Genomic DNA, 25,742 nt, shown 5'->3' with positions numbered 1-25,742 from the left:
TGCATACCACACGACGGTTGATTGGCAGCCCAAACTGATACGTGCCAGTAAGGGTCATTCACGGTGGTGCTATGGTACGCCTGATAAAGCACTGCCCGGGTGCGACGCTAGGTCGCGCACCGGGCAGCTGGTCTTTCGGAAAAGACGTAGAGCCTTACTGCTGCTCAGCTTCTGCTTTATGCGACAAGCTGTACACGTAGGCGGCCAGCAAGTGAACTTTGTCGTTGCCGAGGAAAGTTTCTTGCGCTGGCATGGCGTTGGTGCGGCCGTAGCGAATAGTCTGCTGCAGTTGAGCGTAGCTGCTGCCGTAGATAAACGCACTTGGGTTGGTCAGGTTCGGCGCGCCCATCATCGGCGTACCTTTACCTTCTGGACCGTGGCAAGCGAAGCACACGGTGCTGAAGATTTCCTTACCTTTGGCCACGTCAGCTTTGGTGCCTTCTGGCAGCTTGCGGCCACCCAGTTCAGTCAGCACATAAGCGGCTACGTTGCGCACGCCGTCTTCACCGATGGTGGCACCTTGCGGTGGCATCAAACCGTGACGACCGCCCATGATGGTGGTCTTGATGTCGGCTGGGCTACCTCCCCAGCGCCATTCATTGTCGCTGAGGTTGGGGAAGCCGTAGCTGCCCTTGGCGTCGGAGCCGTGGCAAACCGAGCAGTTGGAAGCAAACAGGCGACCGCCCATTTTCAGCGCTTGCTCGTCTTTAGCCACTTCTTCGATTGGCATCGCGGCGTACTTGGCAAAGATCGGACCGTACTGAGCGTCAGCTTTGGCCATCTCTTTTTCGTACTGGTGCGCGCCGGTCCAGCCCGTGTTGCGGGTCTCGCCGTCAGCGATTTGCACGCTGGCTACGAACGGGGTTTTGGTTTCGCTATCAACGTAGTCAAAGCCTGGCAGCAGGCCTTTCCAGTTGCCCAGACCTGGGTACAGCGCCAGGTAACCGAGAGCGAAGATGATGGTGCCCACGAACAGCATGAACCACCACTTAGGCAGTGGGTTGTCATACTCTTCGATGCCGTCAAAGGCGTGACCCAAAGTTTCCTCGGTGGTCTCCTGGCGCTGGCCCTTACGGGTGCCGAAGATCAGCCAAGTCAGGGCAAAGATAGTGCCCAGAGACAGAATGGTTACGTACCAATTCCAGAACGTGGTCATTGGTTAGTGCTCCTGGAAGATTGCTCGTCACGCTCGGAGGGTTGGGGATCGTCGGCGAAGGGCAGGTTTGCAGCCTCGTCGAAGCTCGATTTGCGCTTACTGCTGTAGGCCCAGAGCACCACGCCAATAAAGGCGATGAACACCACTGCTGTGCCTATGCCACGAATAGTCCCAATGTCCATTGCGCGTTACCGTTTGTTCTTGATGGAAGTGCCGAGAACCTGCAGGTACGCCACCAGTGCGTCCATTTCGGTCTTGCCCTTAACCGCGTCTTTGGCCCCAGCGATGTCTTCATCGGTGTAAGGGATGCCAAAGCCACGCATGACTTCCATCTTCTTGGCGGTGTCTTTACCGTCGAGTTTTTTCTCAACCAGGAACGGGTAGGACGGCATTTTCGACTCAGGTACTACGTTGCGCGGGTTGTACAGGTGCGCACGGTGCCATTCATCCGAGTAACGACCGCCAACGCGGGCCAGGTCTGGACCGGTACGTTTGGAGCCCCACAGGAACGGGTGATCCCACACGCTCTCACCGGCTACCGAGTAGTGACCATAACGCTCAGTTTCCGCACGGAACGGACGCACCATCTGCGAGTGGCAGCCGACGCAACCGTTAGCGATGTAGACGTCACGACCTTCCAGTTGCAGCGCGGTGTAAGGCTTGAGGCCTTCCACCGGCTCATTGGTGACGTCCTGGAAAAACAGCGGAACGATTTGAGTCAGGCCACCGATGCTGACGGCCAACACCATCAGCAGCGCCATCAGGCCAATGTTCTTCTCAAGAATTTCGTGTTTCATCAGTGCGCTACTCCGGCAGGAATCTGTGCAGCGGCGTCGTATTCCGAAGCTTTAGCTGCACGCACGGTGCGGTAGGTGTTGTAAGCCATCAGCAGCATGCCGGTGACGAAGAACGCACCGCCGAGTGCACGGACCATAAAGCCCGGGTGGCTTGCTTCAAGGGCTTCCACGAAGGAGTAGGTGAGGGTGCCGTCTTCGTTGACTGCGCGCCACATCAAACCTTGGGTGATGCCGTTGACCCACATCGAAGCGATGTACAGAACGGTACCGATGGTAGCCAGCCAGAAGTGCGCGTTGATCAGGCCAATGCTGTGCATCTGTGGGCGACCGAAGACTTTCGGGATCAGGTGATACAGCGCACCGATGGAGATCATGGCTACCCAGCCAAGCGCACCAGCGTGTACGTGACCAATGGTCCAGTCGGTGTAGTGGGACAGGGCGTTAACGGTTTTGATCGCCATCATCGGACCTTCGAAGGTCGACATGCCGTAGAACGCCAGAGATACCACCAGGAAGCGCAGGATCGGGTCGGTGCGCAGTTTGTGCCAGGCACCCGACAGGCTCATCATACCGTTGATCATGCCGCCCCAGCTGGGTGCCAGGAGGATGATCGACATCGCCATGCCCAGGGACTGCGCCCAGTCAGGCAGTGCAGTGTAGTGCAGGTGGTGCGGACCGGCCCAGATGTACAGGGTGATCAGTGCCCAGAAGTGGACGATGGACAGGCGGTAGGAGTAGATCGGACGCTCAGCTTGCTTCGGCACGAAGTAGTACATCATGCCCAGGAAGCCGGTGGTCAGGAAGAAACCTACGGCGTTGTGACCGTACCACCACTGGATCATGGCGTCGGTAGCACCGGCGTACATGGAGTACGACTTGAACAGGCTAACAGGCATTTCGGCGCTGTTAACGATGTGCAGCATGGCGGTTACCAGAATGAACGCGCCATAGAACCAGTTACCCACATAAATGTGCTTGGTTTTACGCTTCAGTACAGTGCCGAAGAACACCACCGCGTAGGTTACCCAGACGATGCCCAGCAGGATGTCGATTGGCCATTCGAGCTCGGCATATTCTTTCGAGCTGGTGTAGCCCATCGGCAGAGTGATGACTGCCAGGATGATGACGACTTGCCAACCCCAGAAGGTGAAGGCAGCGAGGCCATCGGAAATCAGGCGAGTTTGGCACGTGCGCTGAACCACGTAGTACGACGTGGCGAACAGGGCGCAACCACCAAACGCGAAGATTACCGCGTTAGTGTGCAGAGGGCGGAGACGACCGAAAGTCGTCCATTCAAGGCCAAGGTTGAGTTCAGGCCACACAAGTTGTGCAGCGATGAACACGCCTAGACCCATGCCAATGACTCCCCAAATCACCGTCATTACGGCGAATTGGCGAACCACCTTGTAGTTATAAGCAGTCTGACTGATTGCTGTGCTCATTTATGGGGTTCCACGGTTATATGGATTTTTCAGGGGCAAAAATCGGCGGCAAGTATGTAGAAGACCAGTGCCCAATGCAACGTCGAAAGCAAGCAGCATAAGGCTTTCAGGGCGTTTTACAGGCGCAAAAATTGCCTTCCAAGGAGCTGCTCATGCCGCAGCCGGCGGGAAAAAGTTCCCACGCAAAGAGGGGAATCGCCTTGAAGTTGTTACAAATGGCGACTGCCAGCAAGATTAGCGCAAGTTGCCGGGCGCGTCAGTAGATAGCTGAACGAGGTGCGACATTGGGCCGCATCGCTGTCTGGCATGAGTGACGGAAGGTCGTGGGGAGGGCAGCGGTTGGTGCTTGGTGATCACCAACCGCTGCGGTGCGAGGGTTACTGCGGGGTGGCTGGGGTTGCCGGTTTGCTCAGGCTCAGCACGTAGGCGGCCAAAAGGTGCACTTTATCGTTACCCAAGTACTGCGCTTGCGCTGGCATCTGGCCGTTGCGGCCATGGCGTACGGTTTGCTGAATCTGGGTGAAACTGCTGCCGTACAGCCAAGCGCTGGGCTTGGTCAGATCTGGCGCACCAAGCGCGGCCATACCGGTACCCGCAGGGGTGTGGCAGGCCGAACAGATGGTGGCGAAGGTCTGCTGCCCGGCTGCAACATCGGCGCCGCTGTTCTCGGGCAAGGTACGGCCGGCCAGTTTGGTCAGTACATAGGCGGCAACGTTGCGCACACCTGCTTCGCCAATGATCGGCTCGTGCGCTGGCATCACGCCATGGCGGCCATTCAGGATGCTGGTCTTGATCTCGTCCGGCGAACCGCCCCAACGCCAGGCGTCGTCGGTCAGGTTAGGGAAGCCGAAGCTGCCCTTGGCATCGGAGCCGTGGCACACCGAGCAATAGGTGGCGAACATGCGCCCACCCATCTTCAGGGCGCGTTCATCTTTAGCCACTTCTTCCAAGGGCATGGCGGCGTATTTGGCGAAGATCGGCCCGTACAGCTGATTCGCCTGATCCATTTCGCGTTGCCATTGTTTGGTCTGTGTCCAGCCGTCGGAGTAGCCCGGCAACACGCCTTTCCAGCTACCCAGGCCGGGGTAGAGCACTAAGTAGCCGATGGAAAAAAACAGGGTGCCGATAAACAGCATGAACCACCACTTGGGCAGGGGGTTGTCGTACTCCTCGATGCCATCGAAGGCATGGCCCATGGTTTGCTCGGTGGGGCTCTTATGCACCTCACTTTTGCGGGTGGCAAAAATCAGCCAGAACAGCGCAATCAGGGTGCCGACAGTCAGCGCCGTGATGTACCAGCTCCAGAACGTGGTCATGGGGTCTTGCTCCTTGCTACAGCAGGCTTAGGTTCATCGGCAAAGGGCAGTAGGGCGGCCTGGTCAAAGGCGCTGCGGCGTTTGCCGCTGTATGCCCAGAGGGTGACGCAGACAAAGGACAGCAATACCAGGGCTGTGCCGATGCCGCGCAGGGTGCCGATATCAAGAAGATCAATGCTCATGGGCCTTACCTCTTGTTTTTCAGGGCAGTGCCGAGCACTTGCAGGTAGGCGACCAGCGCGTCCATCTCGCTTTTGCCGGCTACCGCGTCTTTCGCCGCGCTGATGTCGTCATCGCTGTACGGCACGCCGACACTGCGCAGGGCTTTCATCTTGGCGCCGGTGTGCTGGCCATCGAGGTTGCTTTCAACCAGCCAGGGGTAGGCCGGCATCTTCGACTCAGGCACGACGTTGCGTGGGTTGTACAGGTGCGCACGGTGCCACTCATCCGAGTAACGACCGCCAACGCGGGCCAGGTCCGGGCCGGTACGTTTGGAACCCCACAGGAAGGGGTGGTCGTACACGCTTTCACCCGCGACCGAGTAGTGACCGTAACGCTCGGTCTCGGCGCGGAATGGGCGGATCATCTGCGAATGGCAGCCGACGCAGCCTTCGCGGATGTAAATGTCACGCCCTTCGAGTTGCAGTGCGGTGTAGGGCTTGAGGCCGTCCACCGGCTCGTTGGTGACATCCTGGAAGAACAGCGGAACGATCTGGGTGAGGCCGCCGATGCTGACGGCCAGCACCATCATCAGCGCCATCAGGCCAATGTTCTTTTCTAGTCTTTCGTGTTTCATCAGTGGGCTCCCTCAAGCGAAAACTCGGCTGCTGCCTGGCGATCGGCGGCCTTGCTCTGGCGCACGGTGAGCCAGACGTTCCAGGCCATCACCAGCATGCCGGTGAAGAAAATGCCGCCGCCGATAACCCGCACGATAAAGCCGGGGTGGCTGGCTTCCAGGGCTTCCACGAAGGAGTAGGTGAGCGTGCCGTCTTCGTTGACTGCGCGCCACATCAGGCCTTGGGCGATGCCGTTGACCCACATCGAGGCGATGTACAGCACGGTGCCGATGGTGGCGAGCCAGAAGTGCGTGTTGATCAGGCCGATGCTGTGCATCTCTTGACGGCCGAAAACTTTCGGCAGCAGGTGATACAGCGAGCCAATCGACACCATGGCGACCCAGCCGAGAGCGCCGGCGTGTACGTGGCCGATGGTCCAGTCGGTGTAATGGGAGAGGGCGTTGACGGTTTTGATCGCCATCATTGGCCCTTCGAAGGTGGACATGCCGTAGAAGGCCAGGGACACCACGAGGAAGCGCAGGATGGGATCGGTGCGCAGCTTATGCCAGGCGCCGGAGAGGGTCATCATGCCGTTGATCATGCCGCCCCAGCTCGGTGCCAGCAGAATCAGCGACATCACCATGCCCAGCGACTGAGCCCAGTCAGGCAGCGCGGTGTAGTGCAGGTGGTGCGGGCCGGCCCAGATGTACACGGCAATCAGTGCCCAGAAGTGCACGATCGACAGGCGATAGGAATACACCGGACGCTGCGCTTGCTTAGGCACGAAGTAATACATCATGCCGAGGAAGCCGGCCGTGAGGAAAAAGCCCACGGCGTTGTGCCCGTACCACCACTGAATCATGGCGTCGGTGGCGCCGGCATACAGCGAGTAAGATTTGGTCAGGGTGACCGGTACTTCCAGGTTGTTGACCACATGCAGCAGGGCCACGGTGATGATAAAACCACCGAAGAACCAGTTGCCGACATAGATGTGGCTGACGTTACGCTTGATCACGGTGCCGAAGAACACCACCGCATAACTGACCCAGACCACGGTGATCAGCAGGTCAATTGGCCATTCCAGCTCGGCGTATTCCTTGGAGCTGGTCCAGCCCAGCGGCAGGCTGATCGCCGCCAGCACAATCACCAGTTGCCAGCCCCAAAAGGTGAAGGCTGCCAGCTTGGGGGCGAACAGGGTGGCTTGGGAGGTGCGTTGCACCGCGTAGTAGCTGGTGGCAAACAGCGCGCAGCCGCCAAAGGCGAAAATCACCGCGTTGGTGTGCAACGGGCGCAAGCGGCCAAAGCTGGTCCACGGCAGGTTAAAGTTAAGCTCGGGCCAGGCCAGTTGCGCGGCGATAAATACGCCGAGCCCCATGCCGACAATGCCCCATACCACCGTCATGATGGCGAATTGACGCACCACCTTATAGTTGTAGGCGCAAGTGCTGGTTGTGTTCATGTCTGGGCTTCCATCCACGGTTATAGGCAGTACAGCGAAGTCAGCGGGTATAGAGCCTGTAACATTGGCCATATAGCCGACTGATCTAATTAAGCGAGGTAAGCATGGGCAAAGCGCAGGACAGGGGTATTGACTCGGATCAATACAGCCAAGGGCAGAGTGCTATCGACTTGCTTTGGGACAAACCAATCAGTGGCGCGCGGGCTACCTTGATCTTGGCCCATGGCGCGGGTGCGCCAATGGACAGTGAGTTCATCCAGCAGATGACGCAAAACCTTGTGCAGCAAGGCGTGGCAGTGGTGCGCTTTGAGTTCGCCTATATGGCTGCGCGGCGGGTTGACGGCAAGAAGCGCCCGCCCAATCCCCAGGCGCAACTGCTCCAGCACTGGCGTGCGGTGTATGCCCAAGTGCGCCAACAAGTCGCAGGGCCGCTGGCCATTGGCGGTAAGTCCATGGGCGGGCGTATGGCCAGCCTGCTGGCTGATGAATTAGGCGCGGCGCAGCTGGTGTGTTTGGGTTACCCGTTTTATGCCGTGGGCAAGCCGGAGAAGCCCCGGGTCGCCCATTTGGCGCAGCTGCAAACCCCAACATTGATTATTCAGGGGGAGCGTGATGCCTTAGGTAATCGCGCGGCGGTGGCGCACTATCAGTTGTCCAAGGCGATTCAACTGCACTGGCTGGCGGCGGCTGATCATGATCTAAAGCCGCTGAAAAGCTCAGGCTTCAGCCATGCGCAGCATCTGCACAGCGCCGCCGAGGCAATTGCCCGCTTTGTGGCGCCGCAGTGAATTTAGAGCAATCGTTCTTATTCCTACTAAAATACTAGGACTTTGCCGACGCAGGTGAGTGGCGTACACTGCACCCCATGTTTGCGAGGAGTTGCCATGAGCACTATTACCATCACTGACGCTGCCCACGATTATCTGGCTGACTTGCTCAGCAAGCAGAACACCCCGGGCATCGGTATTCGCGTATTTATCACCCAACCCGGCACCCAGTACGCCGAAACCTGCATCGCCTACTGCAAGCCGGGCGAAGAAAAACCCGACGATAAAGCCCTAGGCCTGGCCAGCTTCACTGCTTGGATCGATGCCGTCAGCGAGCCGTTTCTGGAAGACGCGCTGGTCGACTACGCCACCGACCGGATGGGCGGCCAACTGACCATCAAGGCGCCTAACGCCAAAGTACCGATGGTCAATGAAGACAGCCCGATCAACGAGCGCATCAGCTACTACCTGCAAACCGAGATCAACCCCGGTTTGGCCAGCCACGGTGGCGAAGTCAGCCTGATTGATGTGGTCGACGACGGCATCGCCGTACTCAAGTTCGGCGGCGGTTGCCAAGGTTGCGGCCAGGTCGATCTGACCCTCAAAGAGGGCATCGAGAAGACCCTGCTGGAGCGTATTCCTGAGCTTAAAGGCGTACGTGACGTGACCGACCACACCAACAAGGAAAACGCGTACTACTAAGTAGCCGCGTTGACCCTGTGATGGTGAAAAGTGCCCGCTAATGCGGGCATTTTTATGGGCGCGATTGCGCGCTGAGTGCTTTACGGAGCCGCCACTGTCTGTGTTAGGCGGGTTTGCTCATAGGGCAGCATGCGAGTCTGTGCAGAAGGTGCGACGGTTCACGCCAGGGGATTGGCTGGGCAGGCTATTGTCCGATTGCTTTATAAGTCGCGTGACTAGACTCAAGTTTTGGCGGGGCTGCTATCGCTGACTGGCAGCGCTGGGTCAGAACATAGCGTTTTATCCGCGCCCCATTGGGCGTCACTTAAGGACTCGTGCACATGAGCAAGTTGTTCCAAGCGTTGACGCTGCCTAATGGGGCGGTACTGGCGAACCGTTTGGCCAAGGCGGCCATGGAGGAAAACCTCGCCGATGCCGACCACGCCCCCGGGCAGGCTCTGCTGCGCCTGTATCAGGCATGGGCGCAGGGTGGTGCGGGATTGATCATCACCGGCAATGTCATGGTCGATCGGCATGCGCTGACCGGGCCCGGTGGCGTGGTGCTGGAAGACGAACAGCATCTGCAGCGCTTCACTCAGTGGGCCAAAGTGTGCCGCAGCCACGGCGCCCATGCCTGGATGCAGATTAATCATCCAGGCCGGCAAGCACTGGCCAGCCTAGGTCAGGTGGCGCTCGCGCCTTCCGCGCTGGCCGTGGATATTCCGGGCTTGGCTGGCATGTTTGCCCAGCCTAAGGCATTGACCGAGGACGAAATCGAGCAACTGATTCAGCGTTATGTGCGCACCGCCGTATTGGCTGAACGCGCAGGCTTTAGTGGGGTGCAGATCCACGCCGCGCACGGTTACCTGCTGAGCCAATTCCTTTCGCCCTTAACCAATAAGCGCAGCGATCAATGGGGCGGCAGCTTAGACAACCGTGCGCGCTTTTTGCTGCGTACGGTGGATGCGGTGCGTGCCGAAGTCGCGCCGCAGTTTTGTGTCGCGGTCAAACTCAACTCGGCGGACTTCCAACGGGGCGGCTTCGACAGCCATGAGGCCAGTGCCGTGGTGACGATGCTTAATGGCCGTGACGTGGACATGGTTGAGCTGTCCGGCGGCAGTTATGAAAGCCCGGCCATGCAAGGACAGACCCGCGATGGCCGGACGCTAGCCCGCGAGGCGTATTTTTTAGAGTTTGCCGAGCAAATCAGCGCCGTGGCGCAGATGCCGATTATGGTCACCGGCGGCGTGCGTCGTCAGGCCGTGGCCGAGCGAGTCGTTGAGGGCGCCGTAGCCATGGTCGGCATGGCCACGGCGTTGGCCGCTGAACCGCAGTTGCCGGCGCGTTGGCAGGCCGGAGAAGACATCGCCGTACACCCCCTGCAGGTGAGCTGGAAGAACAAAGGCCTGGCCGCCGCGGCGACCATGGCGGTGGTGAAAAAACAACTGGCGTTATTAGGCCAGGGCCGCAGCGGCAGCTTGCAGATGTCGCCGCTGTTGGCCCTATTGGGCGGCCAAGTTAAACAACACCTGCAGGCTCGCCGTTATCGCCGCTGGGTGGCGGGCGAGTAGAGCCGCGACTGAGTCAACGTCTTCTGTGCAGCCTGCGTTTGGAGCAGTCGCTGTCGCAACGCTGCGATTGCTCGGGCAGAGGGCTGTACTCGGGGTTGCGCAGTGAGCGCAGGCCCTGGGCGAAGTTGCCGAGGTTTTGACTTAAGGCATGCCAGGCACCGTGCTTTTCCGCTTTGTGCCCCCACAGGCTGATGCCTTGGTAGTGAGCAGGCCGCCAATTGCGCTCATCAACCTCCAGCGCGTTCCAGCCCACTTCCAGTTCAAAGCCGGATGGGCTCAGCACATAAAACGACTGCTCGCGGTCGTTGGGGTGCTCGCCTATTTCGTGAGCAATCGCGAAACCTAACTGCCGGCAGCGTAAGAAGCAGGCAGTCAGATCGGCCACTGAAGTGGTGAGTAAATTAAGGTGCTGCACCTGAGTGCGAATCGGGTCGATGGCCAGTCCGCGAACTTGCGCGATGGCGATCGAGTGGTGGCGTGGATTAACTCGGAAAAACTCGATGTCGAGGGTTACACCGGCCATTTTTTCGACAATGCTATCGCTGTGTCGGGCGTCGAAAATCTCCTCCCAAAAGCGCCGCATCGTTTTGCCGCGGCGGCTGGTGATGGCCACGTGGCCCATGCCGCAGGCGCCGGTGACAAAACCTGCGCAGAGCATGTTGAGGGGCTCGCGGCTGAGTAGCGGTTGGATAAATAACTCAATGGCCAGAGCCTTAGGGCCGAGCAGGCGCCAGAAGGCTTGCACCCCGCGCTCGGCAGCCTGCTCGGGTGTGCTGGTGGTGACCTTGATGCCACGGGCTGCTAAGCGCTGCAACACTGTATCCAGCGTGGCTTGATCACGCAGTTGCCAGCCTATGGCCGTGACATTTTCCGCCGGTCCGCGGCAAATGATGATGCGCCGCTGATGTTGATCCATACGAAAGGCCAAGCAGTCGGCATCGGCCTGTTGCTGATGCAGGCCAATACCTTGGGTTAGTAAGGCCTGCCAGCGCGACAACTGGGCTGATTCAATCACCACATATCCCATGCTGCTGGCGCCGAAGATATCCATTGGCATAGGCGCAATCTCCTTGCCTTAAGCAGGGGTGTACTGGAGCAAGAAGGCGGCGCTCAGCGCATTAAACTGCGCTGCACGTTCCCACTGCACCCAGTGCCCGGTTTTGCTGAACAGGTACAGGTCGCAGTTGGCTAGGGCTTTACGCAGGGTTTCGCCGCCGCTGGGGCGGTTGACCTTATCTTCGGCGCCCCACAGCACCAAGGTTGGCACCTGACATTGAGCCAGGCGCGGATCACGGCTGAAATCCATGCGCAGGGCTGCCTTCAAGCTATTGGGGCGGCGCAGCGGTGGTGCGGCGATCACTTGCGGATCAAGGCTGGCGCGGTAGCGCTCCTCAATCATGGCATCGCTGACTTGGCTGGCGTCATACACCAGATACTCGCGAATAAACTGGCTGAGCTTGCCCAGCGTCGGGCCGGCGCCGTTGTAGTAGTTGAGCAACAGCTTGAGTCCGGGGGTGGGTAGGCTGCGGGTGGTGTTAATACCGCCGGGGCCCATCAGCACCATGGCCGAAATGCGCTGTGGCGCCTCCAAGGCCATGCGCAGCGCGCAGGCTCCCCCCAAGGAGTTACCAATAACGTGGGTGGTTGGGATCGCGAGTGCATCGAGCAGCTCCAGCATGCTTTGCGCCAGATCACCAAACGGATCGCTGCGTTCGAGCCCTTTGCTCGACTGGCCGTAGCCGGGCATATCGACGATCAGCACACGAAAGTGCTGGGCCAAGGCTGTAACGTTGCGTGAATAGTTGCTCATGCCAGAAGCACCGGGGCCGCCGCCATGCAACATCAACAAGGGATGGCCCTGACCAGTTTCACTGACAAAGATGTGCCGGCTACCGGCCTGGACGGTGTATGAGTTGAGACCGGGAATAGCAGCGCTGCTGGGCATAGCGGCTCCAAAGGGCGTATTTATTATTGTGCGCCGTACGCTATCAATGTACATAAATGAACACAAGTGTTCACTTGTTAGACTGGAAGCTTTACTAGAGGCTGTACAACGTTGGCTCGCTGCTCAGGCTGGAAGGCTTCACTGGAGCGGCTTCGGCTGGCTTAACGGGGAGGCACTGCTCAATCTGCGTTAACAGATTGCAGAGGCGCAGAGATACAGTGGGTGCAGCCGCTTTAAATAAGCTCGGGCAGGGCTGGCAGCTCTAAGTTGGCCAGCACTTGGGCGTCGGCCTGAGGCACGCCGAGGGCGCGCAGGATGAGTTCAGCGGTGTCGGCGCCGGCATCGCGCCAGGTGCGCTGACCTTGCACAACTAGCGTAATCGCACCTAACACGGCGGCGCCGATCAAGCCGATTACCGCGAGCAGCTGCTCTTGCTTGAACTGGTAACGCTGGCTGAACAAACCAGCCGTCACATCCGCCACTAGAGGTCCGTCCCATAGCGCTTGCAAGGAGGCGAGGGACATCCCGTAGCGCTGCAGAAAGCGTCCCCAGTGGGGCTCTTCATGGGCACGGCGGACATAAAAACGGATGCCATTGGCCAGGCGCACGGCAGGGTCTGTAGCGGTCGCCGTGCTTTGGCTGACGCGCTGATTCATCTCGCTGGCCAAGTCAGTGGCCAGAGTGGCGAGCAGCTTGTCAATCGAGTCAAGGTGTTTGTAGACGGTATTACGCGCCAGGCCAGCGCTTTGCGCCAGTTCGCTGATATTGATCTCAGCCATCGGCTTCTGCGCGAACAGGCGCAGGGCGGCTTCATGGATGCGTTTTTGGATAGCGCTCACAGCTCAGACCTTCGGCTCAATACAGCGGTGGATTGAACAGTGGTGCGGCGCAGAGATCAAGAGACCGCCTGCGTCAGGCCGCAGCGCCTCAAGCTATCGGGCAGGGCGCAACTGGTGCTTTTTGCTCAGCTCAGCCGCCCGTGCGCGCAATTGGCCGCAGCCGCCGTCGATGTCTTGCCCGGCCGAGTTGCGCACCTTGGTCAGTACGCCACGGCTGTGCAGGTAGCGCACGATCTGGATGATGCGATCGCCATCGGGGCGGTCGAATTCGTCTTCTTCCAGGCTGTTATAGGGGATCAGGTTCATGATCGCGTACTTGCCCTTAAGCAGGCGCAAGATGCCGTCCATTTCTTCCTGGCTGTCGTTGATGCCCTTAAGCAGCGTCCATTGATACTGGATCGGGTAGTCGATCAGGCGTGCGTAGGCTTCGCCCATCTCCACCAGATCCTCAGGATCAATGCGTGGTGCGCGCGGCAGCAGTTGCTGGCGCAGTTCGGCGTTGGTGGTGTGCAGCGACAGGGCCAGGGCCGGCTTGATCTGCTGCTTGGGCAAACGCTCGAACACCCGCGGATCACCGACCGTGGAGAACACCAGGTTGCGTTGGCCAATGCCGCCTTCGGTGGCCAGCAGGTCGATGGCCGCCAACACGTTGTCGAGGTTATGGGCCGGCTCGCCCATGCCCATAAATACTACTTTTTTCACCGGCCGATAGCGTCGCGCCAGGGCCACTTGGGCGACGATTTCTGCCGTGCTGAGTTGGCGCAGCAGGCCGCTTTTACCGGTCATGCAGAACACGCAGCCGACCGCGCAGCCCACCTGGCTCGACACGCACAGGCCATCGCGCGGCAGCAGCACGCTTTCGACCATCTGCTTATCGGCCAGCTCCACCAACAAACGCGCCGAGCCGTCGGCGCCGGGGTGCTCGGAGGTGAGGCGGGCCAGGCCGTCGAGTTCGGCGCTCAGTTGGGGGATGGCTTCGCGCACCGGTAACGGCAGGAAGTTCTCGGTTTTTTGGTTGCGCGTACCCGTATCCAGCGGCACGCCGCGCAGCCAGCAACGGGTGATCCGCCCGATGTGCATGGGCTTGGCACCGAGGTCGCGCAGGCGTTGGTAAAAGTCGTCGATATGCATGGGGCGCGCATGCTACCACCAGCCTCGGTGAAACGCAGCCCAGCCTGCGCGGCAGTTGCGCCGCTGCTCGGTTTGGGCTGCTTGGCGGGGCACACAGCGTGCTATAGTGGCGGCCTTATCGCGTAAGCAGATGTTGAAGACTCCCCCATGAAATTTATCCACCAGCGTGAGCACCTCAACGAAGACGATATCGTCGTGATTGAGTGCTCGCAGACCTGCAATATCCGCCTGATGAACGATGCCAACTTCCGCAGCTTCAAGAACGGCGGGCGGCATACCTATCACGGCGGCGCGTTCGATAAGTTCCCGGCCAAGATCACCGTACCCAGCAGCGGTTTCTGGAATATCACCATCGACACGGTGTCGCGTAAGGCGATCAGCGTGACGCGCAAGCCCACGCTCAAGCACTCGATCAAAATCATCCGCCGCTCGCCCAGCTCACTGAGCTAAGGCCACACCTGAGCGAATGTAAAAGCCCACCTGTGCCGCGGGCTTTGTCGTTTTAGCGGGGTACTTTGGCCGCGCTGGGGCGCACCACCAACCACAGGGCGATAGCAATCAGGCCGCCGCCATAGAGATACGACCAGCCCAGTGCTTCATCCAGCAGCAAGGCGCCCCAGAGCACGCCAAAGATCGGGATAAGAAAGGTGGTGGTGGACGCTTTGATCGGGCCGATGTCGCTGATCAGGCGGAAGTACAGGACATAGGCATAGGCATTACAGAGCAAGCCCAGCCCGGCCAGTGGCAGCCACAGATCCCAGCCTGTCCAGCGTGGCGGCGTTGCCACCGCCGTGCTGACAGCCATGAGCGGCAGCAGCAACAAGCTGGCGGCGACCATGCTGGCGAACGCGGCGAGACGATTGTCGACGCCGGACTGATAGCCCAGCCAGCGCCGCGTGAGAAAGCCGGCCAGGCCGTAACAGGTGGTGGCCACCAGGCAGGCGGCCGCGCCGAGTAACAGCTGTAGATCAAAAGCCACCGGCCCGGTGCGGGTTAACACGGCCACGCCAAACAAACCTACGGCTACGCCAGCGGCTTTGCTGGGGGTGATTGGCTCGGCAAAAAACAGCATGCCAATCAGCACGCCCATCATCGGCGTGGTGGCGTTGAATATCGCCGAATAGCCCGCAGGCAGCACCAGCGCGGCCAGGCAGTACATGGCCGAGGGGATGCCGGCATTGAGCAGGCCCAAGACCAAACAATGTTTAAGTTTGCCGTGATAGTTCCAGTGCACGCGCATAAGCAGCAGCACGGCAAGCAAGCCAAGCATGCCCAGCAGTGCGCGGAAAAACGCTGTGGGCATGCTGCCCAGCACTGGCGCGACCATGCGCATAAACAAGAAACTCGCGCCCCAAATGGCCGCCAGAAGCAGCAGGCGTAACAGATCAGCAAGGCGCACAGGGTTCTCCAAGGTAAAAAAGCCCGGCAGTGTTGCTGGCTGGGGCGGACAAAGCAAATCCGTGGCTAGACGGCGCTGGCGCTGCCTCAGCACCCAGCATTCTGCGAGGCGGCCTATGTGAAGCGCCGCACCCGTTGCTGCGCTCAGGATGGGCAGGGCCCGGCGCAGCGGATAAGCTCAGCTCTGGCTTAATCTGATGCAGGGGTTGTGTATGTCGCCGTTATGGCCAAGCAAAACCATCGCCGCGCTGATTTTAGAAGGCTTCGACGATTACCGCGAACGCTTCCGGCAGATCACCAATGGCGCCCGGCTGCGCTTTGAACAGGCGCAGTGGCAAGAGATTCAGCAGGCAGCCGCAGCGCGGATCGCCTTGTACGAACAGTGCGTGGGCGAGGTGAATCAGCGTCTGACCCAGCAGATCGTCACTGAGCAGTTGTTGGCGGTTGAGCAGTGGCCCTTGGTCAAATCCGCCTATATCAGCTTGATCGACCTGCGCTACGACGACGAGCTGGCCGAGACTTGGTACAACTCGATCTTTTGCAGCCTGTTTAGCCACGATCAGATTAACGATGGCTGCATGTTTATCCATACCACCCGGCCCGCACTGCGCCCTAATGAGCGGGTGCCGCAAACCCGGCAATACGCACCACAAGGCGACATTGAACAAGCGCTGCGCCAGGTGTTTGAGGATTACCGCTTTGAGGTTGGCTACGAGGATGTGGAGCGCGACCTTACGCGCTTGCTTGCGCAGTTCAACCAAAGCCTGCCGGACTGGGTGTGCAAAGACCCTGAGCTGCACATTGAGCTGTATGAGTCGCGCCTGTACCGCAATAAGGGCGCGTACCTGGTGGGGCGCATCTACACCCGCGATGAGCAGTGGCCTTTGGTGATTCCCTTGCTGCACCGTGAGGGGCGGGGCATTCAGGTGGACACCCTGATCACCGATGAAGCCGAGGTGTCGATTATTTTCTCCTTCACCCGCTCGTACTTTATGGTGCGGGTGAGCTATCCGGCGGAGTTTGTCAGCTTCCTGAAGCGCATCCTGCCGGGTAAGCACATCGCCGAGCTGTACACCTCGATTGGTTTTTATAAACACGGTAAGTCCGAGTTCTACCGCGCGCTGATCAATCATCTGGCCAACACTGATGACAAGTTCACCATGGCCCCCGGCGTACGCGGGATGGTCATGAGTGTGTTTACTTTGGCTGGATTCAACACCGTGTTTAAGGTGATCAAGGATCGCTTCTCGCCGTCGAAAATGGTTGACCGCAATACGGTGATCGAGAAGTACCGCCTGGTGAAGTCAGTCGATCGGGTCGGGCGCATGGCCGATACCCAGGAGTTCGCCGACTTCCGTTTCCCGCTGAATAAATTCGACCCTGAATGCCTGGCCGAACTGCTCGAAGTGGCGCCGTCCACCGTGGTGGTTGAGGGCGATACGGTGCTGGTGCGGCACTGCTGGACCGAACGGCGCATGACCCCGCTTAACCTGTATGTCGAGAGTGGCAGCGCCGCTCAGGTGCGCGAGGCGCTGGATGACTACGGTTTGGCGATTAAACAGCTGGCTGCCGCCAATATTTTCCCCGGCGACATGCTGCTGAAAAACTTCGGTGTCACTCGCCATGGCCGCGTGGTGTTCTATGACTACGACGAGATTTGTTTTCTCACCGAGGTCAACTTCCGCCGGATTCCACCGCCGCGCTATCCCGAGGACGAAATGGCCTCTGAGCCCTGGTATTCGGTAGCGCCTCTGGATGTGTTTCCCGAGGAGTTCCCGCCGTTTCTGTTCGCCGACAGCCAGCAGCGCCGCTTGTTTAGCGAGTTGCATGGCGAGCTGTACGACGCCGATTACTGGAAGAGCCTGCAGCAGGCGATTCTCGACGGCAAAGTGATCGATGTGTTCCCGTACCGCCGCCGTGATCAAGCCGATCAGGAGTACTGACCGATTTGCCGGCAAGCGCCGCAGCCCGTAAGGTGTGCCGAGCTTTTAAGGGCAGGAACCGCGGTGAAGTGGGATATTTTTTGCAGCGTCGTCGATAACTACGGCGATATCGGCGTGACCTGGCGCTTGGCCAAGCAATTGGTGGCCGAGCACAACGCCCAGGTGCGCTTGTGGGTGGATGATCTGGCAGCCTTTGTGCGCCTGTGTCCGCCCGCCCAGAGCGCGGCTTTGACGCAGCTGCAGCAGGGCGTCGAGGTGTGTCAGTGGCTGGCTGAATGGCAGCCGACAGAGCCTGCGGATGTGGTGATCGAGGCCTTTGCCTGCAGTTTGCCGGCGCCTTATATCGCGGCTATGGCTGCGCGCGCGCAGCCGGTGCTGTGGCTGAATCTGGAATACCTAAGCGCTGAGGATTGGGTCGAGGGCTGTCACGGCTTGCCATCGATGCAGCCCGGTGGTCTGGCCAAGTATTTCTTCTTCCCTGGCTTTAGCGCCGGCACTGGCGGCTTGCTGCGTGAGCGGGAGTTGCTGGCTCAGCGCGACGCGCTGCAGGCTGATCCGCTGGCGCAAAGCGAGTTCTTGCGCAGCATTGGGGTTGCGCGTGTGCCTGGCGCGCGGCTGATGTCGTTATTCGCCTATGAGCAGCCGGCCATCGCCAGTTGGCTGCAAGCCCTGGCCTCAGCGCCTGAGGCGACCCAGTTGCTGATACCTGAGGGCAGGGTGCTGAGTAGCGTGCAAGAGGCGCTGCAGGTCGACCCGCTAAAGGCTGGTGAGCAGCTGCAACGCGGCCAGTTGCATATCCACGTGCTAGCCTTTTTACAGCAGGAGCAATACGACCGGCTGTTGTGGTGCTGTGATTTTAATGCCGTGCGCGGTGAGGACTCGTTTGTCCGCGCGCAGTGGGCTGGCAGGCCGCTGCTGTGGCATATCTACCAGCAGGAAGAAGACGCCCATCTGGACAAATTAACGGCCTTTACCCAGCTCTATGGTCAGGCTCTGGAGCCGTCCGCTCAGTCAGCTTTTGACCAATTGTGGTTGAGTTGGAACACGGGTGCAGACCTGGCCGGGGCCTGGCAGGACTACCTGAAAACCTGGCCGCAGCAGCAAAGCCGGGCTGTGCAATGGTGTCTAGAACGCAGTTCACAGGCCGATCTTGCCGCAGCGCTGGTGCAGTTTTACCTAAATTGGCTATCATACGCGGCCAAGAATTTTGTCACTCCATCCAACCCCGGATATTAGTATGAAAACCGCACAAGAAATGAAGCCCAACAGTGTGGCCCTGATTGACGGCCAACCTTGGCTGATCCAGAAAGCCGAATTCACCAAATCCGGTCGTAACAGCGCCATCGTTAAAATGAAGTTGAAGAACCTGCTCAACGGTTCGAAAACTGAAACTGTTTACAAAGCCGACGACAAAATGGAGCCGGTGATCCTTGAGCGTAAGGAAGTAACCCTTTCCTACATCAGCGGTGAGGACTATGTCTTCATGGATCCGGAGTACAACTCCTACGAACTGCGTGCTGAAGACCTAGAAAGCGTTCTGCCCTTCATCGAAGAAGGCATGAGCGACGTCTGCGAAGCCGTATTCTTCGAAGGCAAAGTGATCTCCGTTGACCTGCCGACCACCATCGTGCGTCAAGTGGTTTACACCGAGAACGCTGCCCGTGGCGACACTTCCGGCAAAGTCATGAAGCCAGGCAAGCTGCGCAACGGCACCGAAATCAAAGTGGCTGAATTCGTTGATATCGACGATTGGATCGAAATCGACACCCGTGACGGCTCCTACAAAGGCCGTACCCAAGCTCCGGCCTAATTCCGGCGTTTGCATAACAAGCCCAGCGTTGTGCTGGGCTTTTTTGTGCCTGCAATTTGTCACCACTGCCCAATTTGCTCGCCGCGCCTGTAGCATGCCAAGCCTAACGGCAGGGTTTGGGTGAGGCGTGTGACGGATTTTTTGCTGAATTTGCTGCTGGGGGTAATCCTCGGCAGCCTGGGTGGCCTGTTTGGCATTGGTGGTGGGCTGGTGGCGATTCCGGCGTTGGGGGTGCTGTTTGGTCTCGACCAGCAGCTGGCCCAGGGTACGGCGCTACTGATGGTGGTGCCCAATGTGCTGTTGGCGTTGTGGCGCTATAACCAGCGTAATCGGATCAACCGCCAGCACGCCTTGGCGCTGGGGCTGAGCAGCTTGTTAAGCGCCACCTTAGGCGCCAACTGGGCGGTGACGGTGGATGCCAGCCAGATGCGCTGGGGCTTTATCGGCTTTTTGCTCCTGCTGGCGCTGTACAACCTGCTTCAGCTCTATCGCAAGCCTAAGCCCGCCGCGACGAGCCTGAGCTACAGCTGGCCTTGGCTGGTTGCTTTAGGCGCGGTGGCCGGCCTGCTGGGGGGCGTGTTTGGTGTGGGTGGGGCCGTGGTGGCTACGCCAATTCTGACTCTGGCCTTTGGCGCCTCGCAGGTGGTGGCGCAGGGATTGTCCTTGGCTTTGGCGCTGCCGAGTACGAGCGTAACCTTGGCCACCTATGCGGTGCACAGCCATGTCGACTGGCTGCTGGGCATCCCCTTGGCCTTGGGCGGCTTGCTGAGCATCAGTTGGGGCGTGAAGCTGGCCCATGCTTTGCCCGAGCGCACCTTACGGGCGCTGTTTGGTGTGTTTCTGCTGCTCTGCGCCTTGCTGTTGGGCTGGCAGACCTAAAGCTTAAAACCTTCAACAATTTGCTCGGCCAGCGTGGTGCTGACCGGCGACTGGCTGCGTTCATTGCGCAGCAGGACGATGCTGGCCGAGGGCAGCGGCGGCAAGCCGTGTTCTTCGCCGAGGATTTGCAAGTCCGGGGTGATCAAGCTGCGTAACTGCGCGGTGAGCGCGAGGCCTGCGCTGACCGCCGCCATAATCGCCGACAAGCTGGGGCTGGTGTAGGCGATACGAAAATCGCGGCCCATGCTATTCAGGCCGTTACAGGCCCAGGCGCTGCAAAAGCATTGGTTGTTGAACAGGGCTAAGGGCAGGGTGGCCAACTCATGCAGGTTACTGTCGCGGGCTTGGGTCCAGGTCAGTTGTTCTTGGCGCAATAACTGGCCGATTTCACTGCCCGGCTCGCGGGTGACGATGGTCAAGTCCAGGTCTTTGCGCTGCAATAGTTGGAATGATGGCTCGCAGTGCAACTCCACCTGCACCAAGGGATAGGCTTGGGCAAAGCGCACCAGAATGCCCTGCATAAAGCGCATCACATAATCATCCGGCGTACCGATGCGCACCGTACCGACCATATGCGGTTCGCGCATGCTGTTAAGCAGTTCGGCATGCAGTTTGAGGATACGCCGCGCGTAACCCAGCAGCAGCCGGCCTTCGGCGCTTAGGCGCACCTGGCGGCCGTCACGCAGAAACAGCACGCGCTTAAGCACGTCCTCTTCGAGGCGCTTCATCTGCATGCTCACCGCTGATTGAGTGCGGTTGATCACCTCGGCCGCGCGGGTAAAGCCACCGTGTTCAGCAATGGCGACAAAGGTGCGCAGCAGGTCGCTGTCGATGCTCGGGTAGTTGCTCATTGATCAAATCCAAGAATGCTATGCATAAGAAACATTCGTTGGATTGATCTTATCTGCTCTCTGACACTGACGCCAGCCTAACTAGGAGGGCGTACCATGACTTGGCAAATTCGTAAAATCAGTCACCTTGTAAGCTCTGTGGGTGCTTCTTTAACGGCGCCACTGTTGCGTGGCTTGCGCCTACTCCAGCGTTGGCACTGCTTGGGCCGCGAGCGCCGGCAACTGGCAAGCCTGAGTGATGCGGCGCTAAAAGATTTAGGCCTCAGCCGCGCCGATATAGTGCAAGAAACCCAGCGGCCTTTCTGGGATGACCCGCTGGCTCGCTGAACGACAGCGCTAAGGTCACAGGGAGTGTGGTCGAGATGGGCGCGGCACGTAAGAACGCGGATGCCTTGGTTTTACTGTTGATGCTGATGCTGTGTGCCCTCTGGGGCTCGCAGCAGGTCTTGCTTAAGTTCACCGCGGTGGATATGGCGACAGTGCTGCAACTGCTGCTGCGTTCTGCTATTGCGCTGCCTTTGGCGCTAACGCTGATGATGTGGCAGGGCGGTTGGCAGTCTTGGCTGCGTGCCACTTGGCGCTCCGGTTGCCTAACCGGTGCCTTGTTTGCCGTGGAAATTTTGCTGATAGGCGTTGGCCTTAACTACACCACGGCGGCGCATATGACCGTGCTGCTGTACACCGCGCCGATATTCTCCGCTCTGGGCTTACATCTACTGCTGCCCAGCGAGCGTCTGAATCGGCTGCAGTGCTTAGGTATTGCACTTTGTTTTAGCGGCATAGTCACCGCCTTTGCCCTCGGGCGGGCTGGTGCGCAGTGGGATTGGCGCATGCTGCTGGGGGATGGTTTGGGCTTGCTGGCGGGAGTGGCCTGGGGCGCGACCACCATGGTCGTGCGCGGCTCAAGCTTGGCCGAGGCGCCGCCGAGCTTGACCTTGTTTTATCAGATGCTCATGGCTGTGGTGCTGTTGCTGCCTTATGGCCTGCTCAGCCACTCATTCGCGCCGTTTGAATGGACGCTGTTGAGCGTTGGCAGCTTGCTGTGGCAGAGCCTGGTGGTGTCATTTTTCAGCTTCCTCGTCTGGTTTTGGCTGCTGAGTCGTTATCTGGCCAACAGCTTGGCGGCTTTTACCTTTATGACGCCGTTGTTTGGGGTGAGCTTTGCCGTGTGGCTTCTTGATGAGCCGATTACCCTGAATTTCGTGCTCGGCGCGTTGCTGGTACTGCTCGGCATTTTGTTAGTCAGTCAGCATCACTGGCTGCGGCGTGGCTGGCAGCGTGTGCGCAGGCTTGCTTGATTAGCCGGCTAAGCGCCGCAGAGGGCGGCACACGGCGTTAGCCTGCGGTACAATGCGCGGCGAATTTGCCCACCGAGAGTCCGTTCATGTCCGCCTGCCAGACCCCGATCATTGTTGCCCTGGATTTCCCCACCCGTGCCGCCGCGCTGGCCTTGGCTGATCAGCTTGACCCTAAGCTGTGCCGCCTGAAGGTGGGTAAAGAGCTGTTTACCAGCAGTGGTGCGGATGTGGTGGCCAGCTTGGCCGAACGCGGCTTTGAGGTGTTTTTGGATTTGAAATTCCATGACATCCCCAACACCACCGCGATGGCCGTTAAGTCAGCGGCGCAAATGGGCGTGTGGATGGTCAATGTGCATTGCTCCGGTGGCCTGCGCATGATGGCGGCCTGCCGTGAAACCTTGGAGCAGTTCAACGGCCCTAAGCCACTGCTGATCGGGGTGACCGTGTTGACCAGCATGGAGCGCGAAGACCTGGCCGGTATTGGTTTGGACGTCGAGCCGCAGGCGCAAGTGCTGCGCCTGGCCGCGCTGGCGCAACAGGCCGGCATGGACGGTTTGGTCTGCTCGGCGCAAGAAGCCCCGGTGCTGAAGGCCGCGCACCCGAGCCTGCAACTGGTGACCCCGGGCATTCGTCCGGCCGGCAGCGCGCAAGACGATCAGCGCCGTATCCTCACGCCACGCCAGGCCATCGATGCCGGTTCCGACTATTTAGTTATTGGCCGCCCGATCAGCAAGGCGGCAGATCCCGCGCAAGCCTTGGCTGCCATTGCCGCTGAGCTGGCTTAAGCCAGCCTTTTATTGCCACTGATTAATCAGGTTTAACTTATGCATCCGGCTGCCGAAGATTCGCCTCTGGGCAAATCCAGCGAATACATCGCCACTTACACGCCCTCGCTGTTATTCCCCATTCCCCGCGCTGCCAAGTGGGCAGAGCTGGGGCTGAGCGCCGAGACGTTGCCCTATCAAGGTGTGGACTTCTGGAACTGCTTTGAGCTGTCCTGGTTGCTGCCCTCCGGTAAGCCGGTGGTGGCCATGGGCGAGTTCGCTATTCCCGCCGACTCGCCGAATATCATTGAGTCCAAGTCGTTCAAGCTCTATCTCAACTCGCTGAACCAAACGCCTTTCGCCAGTTGGGATGAACTGCAAGCCGTGTTGGTCAAAGACCTCTCCGCAGCAGCGGGCAAGCCGGTGGGCGTGCGCCTGCGCAGCTTGGCTGAGGTCTGTGCTGACGGTGTGGCGACTCCGCCAGGGCAGTGCATTGATGAGCTGGAGGTCAGCATCAGCGACTATTCCCAGCCGCAGCCTGCCTTGCTGCGCTGCGATGAGTCGCGGCAGGTGAGTGAAAGTCTGTACAGCCATCTGCTCAAGTCCAACTGCCCGGTCACCGGCCAGCCGGATTGGGGCACGCTGGTCGTGGAGTATCAGGGGCATGCCTTAGAACACGCCAGTTTGCTGGCCTATCTGGTGAGCTTCCGCCAGCATGCGGATTTCCACGAGCAGTGCGTGGAGCGGATCTTTCTCGACTTGCAGCGACTGCTTAAACCGCAGCACTTAACGGTGTATGCGCGGTATGTGCGCCGTGGCGGCTTGGACATCAACCCCTATCGCAGTACGGGGCCGATCAGCCCAAGCAATCAGCGCTTGGTGCGTCAATAAAACTAACCCCAGCCTTGCGCTGGGGTTTTTCCTTCGGGGCTAGATGCCCATATTGGCTAAGCCTTGCACGATGCTGCGCAGGGTCACGCTGAGGGTCGGGTGATCGACTTCAAAGCGCTCCACGGCCAGGTTAACCCCATCCACCAGATTACCGTCGGCCACGCCGCCCATGTCCTGGGCTAGTTGCTGTTCGATTTGAAGGGAAAGGCTGAGCAACTCGTCGCGCTCACTGTCGCTGAGGGTCGATTGCTCGGCCAATTGCGCACGCAGTTGCTGAAGTTGTTGCTGCAGAAGGCTGGCAGGCATGGAGAGTCTCCTTAAATGGGGCTATGTAGTAAGCGACAGCGGGATGCGCTTAATGGTTCGCGTCTTTAGGGTAAACCTCTGACAAGTTTATGCGCTGCTGCAGATCAGGTTTTTCGCTTCTGGCTTAAGGTTTCTCGCCGTTATGTCGACGGCGGTTAAGGTCGGCCAAGCAACTGGGGGCGTCACTCAGTTGATCAATCACCGAATGCACGCCCAGGCGATACAGGTTGAGGGTCGCTTGGCTGCGTAACTGTTCGCGCAGGCGCACCGGCAGATTTTGCCACTGCGCCAATGAGTGACCGCACAAGGGCCCGCATAAGGCTAAGCCGATGGTCCAGAGGCCGGCGTTAAGGCCCGCTTGTAACAGTTTGGGCTCACCACTGATCAGCACACAGCCTTGCACCTGATTAACGCCCAAGGCGCTTAAGGCGGCCCACACTCGGTCTGGCGCAGGCAGGGGACGTAGATTCTGTTCAGGCTCAGCAAATCCGTTCAACCAACTTGGCAATTGCTGGCTGAGTTCCGTGCAAATATTTAGCGGCGCTTGTTCTAACCAGGCGCAGGGCAACTTTTGCTGCTGGAGCTGGTTGAGCAGGCTAAGGGCACCCGGACTTGGGGCATGCAGCGGCTCATCGGATGGCGTGGCAGTGGTTTGCGTCAGGGTTAAGCGACGGGCGCCAAAATCGACTAAGCCGCCGCTTAAGCTAAAGAGCAAGGCGGTTAAGGGCAGGGGGGTAGCAGATTGGCGCATGGTAATTACCTGATAATAACCGGCGTCAACTTAATGTCTTTGTATTACAACTGTTCGGGGTATTCGAAAAACAATTGCTTAACTCGTTCAGGTTCTGTCTAGCGGCGTTAAATACTTGTTGTGATAAGATTTTTCAGCTTGTGAAATCGGCTATGCTGCCAACTTTTATGGCGCCTAATATACTGAGCAACTTCCAATCGCGGTGATGCGGGCTGTCTAAGCACTATCAAGGAGAATATGCGATGCGTTTGAGCGGCGTTAACTGGATTCAACAGCTGAGCTGGGCGGCCGCTTGTGTCGGGGCCTTGGCGCTACCGGCAATCGCCCAGGCCGACGACGAAGACCCATGGCAGGGTTACAACCGCTTTATGTTTCAAGTCAACGACACCGTCGATACATACACCCTCAAGCCATTGGCCAAGGGTTATCAGGCCGTGACCCCGCAGTTCTTTGAAGACGGTGTGCGCAACGTCTTTCGCAACATCGGCGATGTGGGCAACCTGGCCAATAACTTGCTGCAAGGCAAGCTGCATGACGCAGGGGTCGATACCAGTCGCTTGATCTTTAACACCACCTTTGGCTTGCTCGGCTTCTTCGATGTCGGCACCACCATGGGTTTGCAGCGTAGTGATGAAGACTTCGGCCAAACCCTGGGTTATTGGGGCGTTAGCAGTGGCCCTTATGTGGTGCTGCCGCTGTTTGGCCCAAGTACCGTACGTGATGCCATCGGCAAGGTGCCAGACGCTATGCTCACGGCGCCGCCCTATATCGATCACGTGCCGACGCGTAACACGGTAATCGGGGTTTCGGTGATTAATACCCGGGCCAGCTTGTTGTCGGCTGAGCGTTTGATTTCCGGTGATAAATACATCTTTGTCCGTAACGCCTATCTGCAAAATCGCGAATTCAAAGTTAAAGACGGTCAAGTCGAAGACGACTTTTAATCGCGCGTTTTATCCTTAGTAAACACA

Annotated in this window: 29 protein-coding genes; 13 read left to right on the top strand and 16 right to left on the bottom strand. The window is 59.0% G+C overall.

Annotation, left to right across the window (positions count from 1 at the left end; all coding sequences use genetic code 11):
* Positions 1-154: 154 nt before the first annotated feature.
* The 8 genes from ccoP (NTD81_RS16505) to ccoN (NTD81_RS16470) form a co-directional block, all read right to left on the bottom strand.
* On the bottom strand, positions 155-1,156 hold the full coding sequence (gene ccoP, locus NTD81_RS16505) for a cytochrome-c oxidase, cbb3-type subunit III (RefSeq protein WP_262183756.1): 1,002 nt from the start codon (positions 1,154-1,156) through the stop codon (positions 155-157).
* The gene (locus tag NTD81_RS16500; RefSeq protein ID WP_262183755.1) at positions 1,153-1,338 is read right to left on the bottom strand and encodes a cbb3-type cytochrome oxidase subunit 3; all 186 of its coding nucleotides are present in this window, start codon (positions 1,336-1,338) and stop codon (positions 1,153-1,155) included. The genes ccoP (NTD81_RS16505) and NTD81_RS16500 overlap by 4 nt, the downstream gene beginning before the upstream one ends.
* Positions 1,339-1,344: 6 nt before the next feature.
* A complete protein-coding gene (gene ccoO, locus NTD81_RS16495) occupies positions 1,345-1,953 on the bottom strand; it encodes a cytochrome-c oxidase, cbb3-type subunit II (RefSeq protein WP_262183754.1) in 609 nt (202 codons plus the stop codon).
* On the bottom strand, positions 1,953-3,395 hold the full coding sequence (gene ccoN, locus NTD81_RS16490) for a cytochrome-c oxidase, cbb3-type subunit I (protein WP_262183753.1): 1,443 nt from the start codon (positions 3,393-3,395) through the stop codon (positions 1,953-1,955). Before ccoN (NTD81_RS16490) ends, ccoO (NTD81_RS16495) begins: the two co-directional genes overlap by 1 nt.
* A 377-nt stretch (positions 3,396-3,772) precedes the next feature.
* Positions 3,773-4,711 carry a cytochrome-c oxidase, cbb3-type subunit III gene (ccoP, locus tag NTD81_RS16485; protein WP_262183752.1) on the bottom strand — a complete coding sequence of 313 codons (939 nt, stop codon included), beginning with the start codon at positions 4,709-4,711 and terminating at the stop codon, positions 3,773-3,775.
* Positions 4,708-4,893, bottom strand: a complete 186-nt coding sequence (locus NTD81_RS16480; RefSeq protein WP_262183751.1) for a cbb3-type cytochrome oxidase subunit 3 — start codon at positions 4,891-4,893, stop codon at positions 4,708-4,710. The genes ccoP (NTD81_RS16485) and NTD81_RS16480 overlap by 4 nt, the downstream gene beginning before the upstream one ends.
* A 5-nt stretch (positions 4,894-4,898) precedes the next feature.
* Entirely contained in the window at positions 4,899-5,507 is a 609-nt protein-coding gene (ccoO, locus tag NTD81_RS16475) for a cytochrome-c oxidase, cbb3-type subunit II (RefSeq protein WP_262183750.1), read from the bottom strand.
* Positions 5,507-6,946: a cytochrome-c oxidase, cbb3-type subunit I gene (gene ccoN / locus NTD81_RS16470; protein WP_262183749.1), complete on the bottom strand. Its 1,440-nt coding sequence runs from the start codon at positions 6,944-6,946 to the stop codon at positions 5,507-5,509. The genes ccoO (NTD81_RS16475) and ccoN (NTD81_RS16470) overlap by 1 nt, the downstream gene beginning before the upstream one ends.
* A 104-nt stretch (positions 6,947-7,050) precedes the next feature.
* Here ccoN (NTD81_RS16470) and NTD81_RS16465 point away from each other — a divergent pair, with 104 nt between their 5' ends.
* The 3 genes from NTD81_RS16465 (at position 7,051) to NTD81_RS16455 (ending at position 9,965) form a co-directional block, all read left to right on the top strand.
* Positions 7,051-7,734 (top strand): alpha/beta family hydrolase, encoded by a 684-nt coding sequence (locus tag NTD81_RS16465; RefSeq protein ID WP_262183748.1) that lies wholly within the window; start codon positions 7,051-7,053, stop codon positions 7,732-7,734.
* Between the two features lie 96 nt (positions 7,735-7,830).
* Complete coding sequence (gene nfuA, locus NTD81_RS16460) at positions 7,831-8,415, top strand: Fe-S biogenesis protein NfuA (RefSeq protein ID WP_262183747.1); 585 nt, start codon at positions 7,831-7,833, stop codon at positions 8,413-8,415.
* Positions 8,416-8,735: 320 nt separating this feature from the next.
* On the top strand, positions 8,736-9,965 hold the full coding sequence (locus NTD81_RS16455; protein WP_262183746.1) for an NADH:flavin oxidoreductase/NADH oxidase family protein: 1,230 nt from the start codon (positions 8,736-8,738) through the stop codon (positions 9,963-9,965).
* A gap of 13 nt (positions 9,966-9,978) precedes the next feature.
* On the opposite strand, the gene NTD81_RS16450 is transcribed toward NTD81_RS16455, so the two are convergent.
* The 4 genes from NTD81_RS16450 to NTD81_RS16435 all read right to left on the bottom strand — a co-directional run bounded on the left by NTD81_RS16450 (position 9,979) and on the right by NTD81_RS16435 (position 13,880).
* Complete coding sequence (locus NTD81_RS16450; protein WP_262183745.1) at positions 9,979-11,022, bottom strand: VOC family protein; 1,044 nt, start codon at positions 11,020-11,022, stop codon at positions 9,979-9,981.
* Positions 11,023-11,040: 18 nt separating this feature from the next.
* Positions 11,041-11,910 carry an alpha/beta fold hydrolase gene (locus tag NTD81_RS16445; RefSeq protein WP_262183744.1) on the bottom strand — a complete coding sequence of 290 codons (870 nt, stop codon included), beginning with the start codon at positions 11,908-11,910 and terminating at the stop codon, positions 11,041-11,043.
* Between the two features lie 233 nt (positions 11,911-12,143).
* On the bottom strand, positions 12,144-12,749 hold the full coding sequence (locus tag NTD81_RS16440; RefSeq protein WP_262183743.1) for a TetR/AcrR family transcriptional regulator: 606 nt from the start codon (positions 12,747-12,749) through the stop codon (positions 12,144-12,146).
* A gap of 93 nt (positions 12,750-12,842) precedes the next feature.
* Positions 12,843-13,880, bottom strand: a complete 1,038-nt coding sequence (locus NTD81_RS16435) for an RNA methyltransferase (RefSeq protein WP_262183742.1) — start codon at positions 13,878-13,880, stop codon at positions 12,843-12,845.
* Between the two features lie 147 nt (positions 13,881-14,027).
* Here NTD81_RS16435 and NTD81_RS16430 point away from each other — a divergent pair, with 147 nt between their 5' ends.
* On the top strand, positions 14,028-14,330 hold the full coding sequence (locus tag NTD81_RS16430; RefSeq protein ID WP_262183741.1) for a DUF1883 domain-containing protein: 303 nt from the start codon (positions 14,028-14,030) through the stop codon (positions 14,328-14,330).
* A gap of 52 nt (positions 14,331-14,382) precedes the next feature.
* On the opposite strand, the gene NTD81_RS16425 is transcribed toward NTD81_RS16430, so the two are convergent.
* A complete protein-coding gene (locus NTD81_RS16425) occupies positions 14,383-15,279 on the bottom strand; it encodes a DMT family transporter (RefSeq protein ID WP_262183740.1) in 897 nt (298 codons plus the stop codon).
* 211 nt (positions 15,280-15,490) lie between these two features.
* Between NTD81_RS16425 and aceK the strand changes: the two genes are divergently transcribed.
* The 4 genes from aceK to NTD81_RS16405 all read left to right on the top strand — a co-directional run bounded on the left by aceK (position 15,491) and on the right by NTD81_RS16405 (position 19,910).
* Positions 15,491-17,221, top strand: coding sequence for a bifunctional isocitrate dehydrogenase kinase/phosphatase (gene aceK, locus NTD81_RS16420; RefSeq protein WP_262183739.1), 1,731 nt, complete (start codon positions 15,491-15,493; stop codon positions 17,219-17,221).
* Positions 17,222-17,284: 63 nt separating this feature from the next.
* Positions 17,285-18,457, top strand: a complete 1,173-nt coding sequence (gene earP / locus NTD81_RS16415) for an elongation factor P maturation arginine rhamnosyltransferase EarP (RefSeq protein ID WP_262183737.1) — start codon at positions 17,285-17,287, stop codon at positions 18,455-18,457.
* Position 18,458: 1 nt separating this feature from the next.
* Positions 18,459-19,031, top strand: coding sequence for an elongation factor P (locus NTD81_RS16410; protein WP_262183736.1), 573 nt, complete (start codon positions 18,459-18,461; stop codon positions 19,029-19,031).
* Positions 19,032-19,160: 129 nt separating this feature from the next.
* Positions 19,161-19,910, top strand: a complete 750-nt coding sequence (locus NTD81_RS16405) for a sulfite exporter TauE/SafE family protein (protein ID WP_262183735.1) — start codon at positions 19,161-19,163, stop codon at positions 19,908-19,910.
* On the opposite strand, the gene NTD81_RS16400 is transcribed toward NTD81_RS16405, so the two are convergent.
* Complete coding sequence (locus NTD81_RS16400) at positions 19,907-20,761, bottom strand: LysR substrate-binding domain-containing protein (RefSeq protein ID WP_262183734.1); 855 nt, start codon at positions 20,759-20,761, stop codon at positions 19,907-19,909. The two genes, NTD81_RS16405 and NTD81_RS16400, sit on opposite strands and share 4 nt — an antisense overlap.
* A gap of 96 nt (positions 20,762-20,857) precedes the next feature.
* Here NTD81_RS16400 and NTD81_RS16395 point away from each other — a divergent pair, with 96 nt between their 5' ends.
* The 4 genes from NTD81_RS16395 to queF all read left to right on the top strand — a co-directional run bounded on the left by NTD81_RS16395 (position 20,858) and on the right by queF (position 23,714).
* On the top strand, positions 20,858-21,088 hold the full coding sequence (locus tag NTD81_RS16395) for a DUF1127 domain-containing protein (RefSeq protein WP_262183733.1): 231 nt from the start codon (positions 20,858-20,860) through the stop codon (positions 21,086-21,088).
* A 35-nt stretch (positions 21,089-21,123) separates the two neighbouring features.
* Positions 21,124-22,059 carry a DMT family transporter gene (locus tag NTD81_RS16390; RefSeq protein ID WP_262183732.1) on the top strand — a complete coding sequence of 312 codons (936 nt, stop codon included), beginning with the start codon at positions 21,124-21,126 and terminating at the stop codon, positions 22,057-22,059.
* Between the two features lie 86 nt (positions 22,060-22,145).
* On the top strand, positions 22,146-22,844 hold the full coding sequence (pyrF, locus tag NTD81_RS16385) for an orotidine-5'-phosphate decarboxylase (protein WP_262183731.1): 699 nt from the start codon (positions 22,146-22,148) through the stop codon (positions 22,842-22,844).
* 39 nt (positions 22,845-22,883) lie between these two features.
* On the top strand, positions 22,884-23,714 hold the full coding sequence (gene queF / locus NTD81_RS16380) for an NADPH-dependent 7-cyano-7-deazaguanine reductase QueF (protein WP_262183730.1): 831 nt from the start codon (positions 22,884-22,886) through the stop codon (positions 23,712-23,714).
* A 39-nt stretch (positions 23,715-23,753) separates the two neighbouring features.
* On the opposite strand, the gene NTD81_RS16375 is transcribed toward queF, so the two are convergent.
* Together NTD81_RS16375 and NTD81_RS16370 are read right to left on the bottom strand one after the other, a co-directional pair.
* A complete protein-coding gene (locus NTD81_RS16375; protein WP_262183729.1) occupies positions 23,754-24,020 on the bottom strand; it encodes a DUF4404 family protein in 267 nt (88 codons plus the stop codon).
* A 124-nt stretch (positions 24,021-24,144) separates the two neighbouring features.
* Positions 24,145-24,771 (bottom strand): HAD family phosphatase, encoded by a 627-nt coding sequence (locus NTD81_RS16370; RefSeq protein WP_262183728.1) that lies wholly within the window; start codon positions 24,769-24,771, stop codon positions 24,145-24,147.
* A 242-nt stretch (positions 24,772-25,013) separates the two neighbouring features.
* Here NTD81_RS16370 and NTD81_RS16365 point away from each other — a divergent pair, with 242 nt between their 5' ends.
* Positions 25,014-25,715 (top strand): VacJ family lipoprotein, encoded by a 702-nt coding sequence (locus NTD81_RS16365; protein ID WP_262183727.1) that lies wholly within the window; start codon positions 25,014-25,016, stop codon positions 25,713-25,715.
* The last annotated feature ends 27 nt before the right edge of the window (positions 25,716-25,742 follow it).

This window comes from Pseudomonas sp. 5P_3.1_Bac2 (assembly GCF_025465995.1).
In the GTDB taxonomy this organism is placed as follows: Bacteria; Pseudomonadota; Gammaproteobacteria; order Pseudomonadales; family Pseudomonadaceae; genus Aquipseudomonas.
Note: the sequence above shows the minus strand (reverse complement) of the source record. Positions and strands in the feature narration are given on the sequence as shown.